Source organism: Tenacibaculum sp. UWU-22 (assembly GCF_041021355.1).
Lineage (GTDB): Bacteria > Bacteroidota > Bacteroidia > Flavobacteriales > Flavobacteriaceae > Polaribacter.
Genome location: NZ_JBFNGP010000003.1, coordinates 265,454 through 269,369 on the forward strand (window position 1 = coordinate 265,454; position 3,916 = coordinate 269,369).

The window sequence follows — 3,916 nt, forward strand, 5'->3', positions numbered from 1 at the left end:
GCAATAGAGGCAGGTTCAGACCCCGCCAATCCAGTAGACACCGATAATGATGGTATTCCTGATTATTTAGATTTAGATAGTGACGGCGATGGTATTCCTGATTCGGTAGAGGCAGGTTCAGACCCAACAAACCCAACGGATTCAGATGGTGATGGTATTGCTGATTATCTTGAAACGGATAGTGACGGCGATGGTATTCCTGATTCGGTAGAAGTAGGTTTAGACCCAACCAGCCCAGTAGATACCGACGGTGATGGTATCGCTGATTATCAAGATACGGATAGTGATGGCAATGGTATTCCAGATGCCGTTGAAGTAGGTTCAGATGCTTCAAATCCAACCGATAGTGATGGAGATGGTATCGCTGATTATTTAGATACCGACAATGATAATGATGGTATAAGTGATGTTGCCGAAATAGGCAATGCTACCAATCCAGTAGATACCGATAATGACGGTATCCCTGATTATTTAGATACTGATAGTGATGGCGATGGTATTCCAGATGCTATTGAAGGTAATGGCGATGTAGATGGCGATGGTATTCCTAATTATCAAGATACCGATAGTGACGGCGATGGATTATTAGATGCGGATGAAGCAGGTTCAGATCCAACGAATCCAGTAGATTCTAATGAAGATGGTGTTGCCGATTATTTAACGGTAAATTCACCAGGAGATTCAGATGGCGATGGTATTCCAGACAGTGTAGAAGGAACAACAGCCGATACCGATAGTGATACAACATTAAATTATTTAGATATTGATAGTGATGGAGATGGTATCCCTGATGCAATAGAGGCAGGTTTAGACCCAACCAATCCAGTAGATACTGATAATGATGGCATTCCTGATTATTTAGATTTAGATAGTGACGGCGATGGTATTCCTGATGCAATAGAGGCAGGTTCAGACCCATCAAATCCAATGGATTCAGATGGTGATGGTATTCTAGATTATTTAGATACTGATAGTGATGGCGATGGTATTCTAGATGCTGTTGAGGTAGGTGCTGATTCAACAAATCCATTAGATAGTGATGGTGATGGCATTTTCGATTATTTAGATTTAGATAGTGATAATGATGGTATTTTAGATGCTGTAGAAGCAGGTACGGATTCTGCTAATCCAAAAGACTACGACGATGATGGTGTACCGAATTATTTAGATTTAGACAGTGATGATGATGGCTGTCCCGATGCAATAGAGGGCGATGGCAGTTATGCCTTAACAGATTTACAGGGTGATGATAGTTTAGGCACAACGGTAGATTCAGATAGTTCAAGTGCAACTTATGGGGTACCTGTAGTATCACCAGCAACGAGTGCTGTAGTTCAAGGAATAGGCAGTAGTGAAGATGAGAACACGTTTAGCCCAGCCTGTTTTGATTCAAAATTAGGCAGTTCAAAAAGTGTTGGTGAGCCTACGTTAAATCCAGACGGCACGATTGATGTTGCGTATACCATTACCGTAAAAAACATGGGCGATTCGATGTTGAGTTCCCTTGTTTTAGAAGATGATTTAACAGCCGCTGATCAATTAGGTGGCGCCTTTACGCCGAGTTCGGCAACAGATAGCAGTGGCGGGGTATTAGTAGCGCCAGTGGTAGCGTTGACCAATACCAGTGGCGATTCGGTAGCGCCAACAGCAAATACAGCTTACGATGGCGGTAGTGCTAATAGCGGCTTATTTGATGCTACGGCAAGTGCTTTAGCTCCAGGAGATGAATTAACAGTAACCTTTACGGTACGCGTAGACCCGAATGCTAGTGGAGCTGCAGATCCGTTACAAAACACGGCTACCGTAAAAGGGACTGATCCAAGTGGTACAACGGTATCAGACAAGACCGATTCAGGAGATGAACCAACAACCAATCCAGGAGAAGATGTGGGTACTCCAACGCCATTAACACCTCCTGCAACGAATCCAGAATTAGGTAGTTCAAAAGAGTTGGTGTCTATGACTTCAAATGCTGATGGTACGGTTGATGCGGTTTATAGCGTTTTAATAGAAAACACAGGTAATGTTAATATAAACAACCTTACCTTATCAGATAACCTTTCTTTGGCTAGCCAATTAGGCGGTGCTTTTACCCCAAGTTCGGCAGCCGATAGTAGTGGCGGGGTATTAGTAGCACCAGAGGTTACACTCACCAATACGAGTGAAAATTCGGTAGCGCCAACAGCAAATACAGCCTATGATGGCGGTAGTGCCAATAGCGGTTTATTATTAGGTACCGATGGTTTATTAGCCCCTGGCGATCAAGTTACGGTAACCTTTACGGTACGCGTAGATCCGAATGCCAGTGGAGCTGCAAATCCGTTACAAAACACGGCTACAGTAAAAGGTGCCGATCCAAGTGGAGCCTCGGTAGAAGATAAGAGTGATAGCGGAACAAGTCCAACGTCTAATGCAGGCGAAGGCGTAGGCGTGCCAACGCCATTAACGCCCCCAACAACGAATCCAGAATTGGGTAGTTCAAAAAGTGCGGGTGAGCCTACGTTAAATCCAGATGGTACGTTTGATGTGGCGTATACTATTACGGTACAAAATATAGGCGATGTTAACATAACAGCGTTAACATTAAGTGATAACCTAACTTTAATCAATCAATTGGGTAGTGCCTTTACGCCAAGTTCAGCTAGTGATAGCACAGGCGGTGTTTTGGTAGCTCCAGTTGTTGCGTTAGAGAAAAAAGATGAAACCAGTAATTCGGTAGCACCAACGGCAAATGCAGGATATGATGGCGGTATTGCTAATAGTGGTTTATTATTGGGTACGGATGGTTTATTAGCTCCTGGCGATAAATTTACGGTAACCTTTACGGTACGGGTAGATCCGCATGCCAGTGGCGCTCCCTCACCATTACAAAACACGGCTGTTGCGAGTGGTAAAGACCCCAGTGGTTCAACAACAGAAGACAGAACGGATAATGGAGACAATCCGACAGCCAATGCCGGCGAGGGCGTAGGTACGCCAACGCCATTAACCCCACCTGCGATGACTCCCAAGTTGGGTAGTGCTAAAAGTGCAGGAGAGCCTACGTTAAATACTGATGGCACCCTAGATGTTGTTTATACGATTATAGTAAAAAACATGGGCGATGTTGATATAGAAAAATTAACCTTATTAGATGACCTTACTTCTCCAGATCAATTGGGAAGTGCCTTTACGCCAAGTTTAGCTAGTGATAGCACAGGCGGTGTTTTGGTAGCCCCAGTTGTTGCACTCACCAATACGAGTGGTAAATCAGTAGCGCCAACGGCGAATACAAACTATAGCGGAGGTAATGACGGTTTATTATTAGGTACTGATGGTTTATTAGCTCCAGGTGATTATTTCACGGTAACCTTTACGGTACGTATGGATCCTCATGCTGTTGATGCTCCTTCTACCTTACAAAACACGGCTACAGCAGGGGGTACCGATCCAAGTGGTTCACCAGTAGTAGATAAAACTGATACGGGAGGTAATCCAGCAGCTAATCCAGGCGAAGAGACAGGTACGCCAACGCCAATAGTGGTTCCGGCAATGTCTCCAAAGTTAGGTAGTGCGAAGAGTGCTAGTGAGCCCGTAGCTAATTCAGATGGTACGTTTGATGTGGTTTATACCATTGTAGTAGAAAACATGGGCGATGTAGATATAGATAAGTTAACTTTAGTAGATGATTTAACAGCAGCAGATCAATTAGGCGGAGCCTTTACAGCGAGTAGTGAATCAGATAGTAGTGGCGGAGTATTAGTAGCCCCAGTTGTTGCACTCACCAATACGAGTAAAAAATCAGTAGCGCCAACGGCGAATTCAGCCTATGATGGTGGTAGCTCAAATAGTGGCTTGTTAGTAGGTACCGATGGTTTATTAGCCCCAGGCGATAAAATTACGGTAAGCTTTACGGTACGTATCGACCCTCATGCTA

At 44.2% G+C, this 3,916-nt stretch carries 1 protein-coding gene; it reads left to right on the plus strand.

The genetic code is table 11. The features are described 5' to 3' along the window. Nucleotides 1-3,916 (plus strand): thrombospondin type 3 repeat-containing protein (locus tag AB2B44_RS07690; RefSeq protein WP_369048987.1); only part of this gene is annotated, 3,916 nt, incomplete at both ends.